Origin of the sequence: Streptomyces sp. NPDC058459 (assembly GCF_042721685.1) — a bacterium.
Classification (GTDB): domain Bacteria; phylum Actinomycetota; class Actinomycetes; order Streptomycetales; family Streptomycetaceae; genus Streptomyces.
Genome location: NZ_JBHXLV010000420.1, coordinates 1 through 1,409, shown reverse-complemented (window position 1 = coordinate 1,409; position 1,409 = coordinate 1). Strand labels below are relative to the sequence as shown.

Annotated in this window: 2 protein-coding genes; both read left to right on the top strand. The window is 67.1% G+C overall.

Annotated elements, in window-relative coordinates:
• Positions 1-549: alpha-glucosidase C-terminal domain-containing protein (locus ACFWN1_RS33300; protein ID WP_384370509.1), on the top strand; the 549-nt coding region annotated here is incomplete at its 5' end.
• Positions 546-1,409 (top strand): alpha-amylase family glycosyl hydrolase (locus tag ACFWN1_RS33295; protein WP_384370506.1); only part of this gene is annotated, 864 nt, incomplete at its 3' end. The genes ACFWN1_RS33300 and ACFWN1_RS33295, both read left to right, overlap by 4 nt.

Here is a 1,409-nt window from a genome sequence, read left to right as displayed (position 1 = left end):
GCCTTCGAGGTCCGCGCGGTCCTCGCCGCCACCCTCTCCCCCACGTGGGGCATCTACAGCGGCTACGAACTCTGCGAGAACCAGCCGCTGAAGGCCGGCAGCGAGGAGTACGGGGACTCGGAGAAGTACCAGCTCAAGCCCCGCGACTGGCAAGCCGCCGCCCGTGAGGGCCGCACCATCGCCCCTCTCATCACCCGCCTCAACGACATCCGTCGCCGGCACCCCGCCCTGCACCGGCTGCGGAACCTCAGCTTCCACCACACCGACAACGACTCGGTGCTGGCCTTCAGCAAGCGCACCGGCGATGACACGGTCATCGTGGTCGTCAATCTCGACCCGCATCACACCCAGGAGGCCACGGTCTCCCTGGACCTGCCGCGACTCGGCCTGGACCGGAACGACGCCCTGTCCGTGCACGACGAACTGACGGGCGAGACCTACCACTGGGGCAGCGCCAACTACGTGTGCCTCAGCCCCGGCCGCGCCCCCGCGCACGTCCTGCGTGCCGAGCCGGCGACGTCCCAGATCGGAGGGCCTTCAGCGTCATGACCGTCAACGAACCCGTGCCGGACACTTTCGAGGACACTCCGGCCGACGACCGGGACCCGGAGTGGTTCAAGCGTGCCGTCTTCTACGAGGTCCTGGTCCGCTCCTTCCACGACAGCGACGGCGACGGCGTCGGCGATCTCCAGGGTCTGACCGCCAAGCTCGACTATCTGCAATGGCTCGGCGTGGACTGCCTCTGGCTCCCGCCGTTCTTCAAGTCCCCTTTGCGCGACGGTGGTTACGATGTCGCGGACTACACGTCCGTCCTTCCGGAGTTCGGAGACCTGGCCGACTTCGTGGAGTTCGTGGACGCGGCCCATCAGCGGGGCATGCGCGTCATCATCGACTTCGTCATGAACCACACCAGCGACCAGCACCCGTGGTTCCAGGAGTCCCGCACCAACCCCGAGGGCCCCTACGGCGACTTCTACATGTGGGCCGACGACGACAAGCAGTACCAGGACGCCCGGATCATCTTCGTCGACACCGAGGTCTCCAACTGGACCTTCGACCCGGTGCGCGGACAGTACTTCTTCCACCGCTTCTTCTCGCACCAGCCCGACCTGAACTACGAGAACCCGGCCGTGCAGGAGGAGATCCTGGCCGCCCTGCGGTTCTGGCTGGACCTCGGCATCGACGGCTTCCGGCTGGACGCGGTGCCGTACCTGTACGCGGCCGAGGGCACCAACTGCGAGAACCTGCCCGCCTCGCACGCCTTCCTGAAGCGGGTCCGGAGCGAGATCGACGCCCAGTACCCGGACACCGTGCTGCTGGCGGAGGCCAACCAGTGGCCCGAGGACGTGGTCGACTACTTCGGCGACTACTCCACCGGCGGCGACGAATGCCACATGGCGTTCCACTTC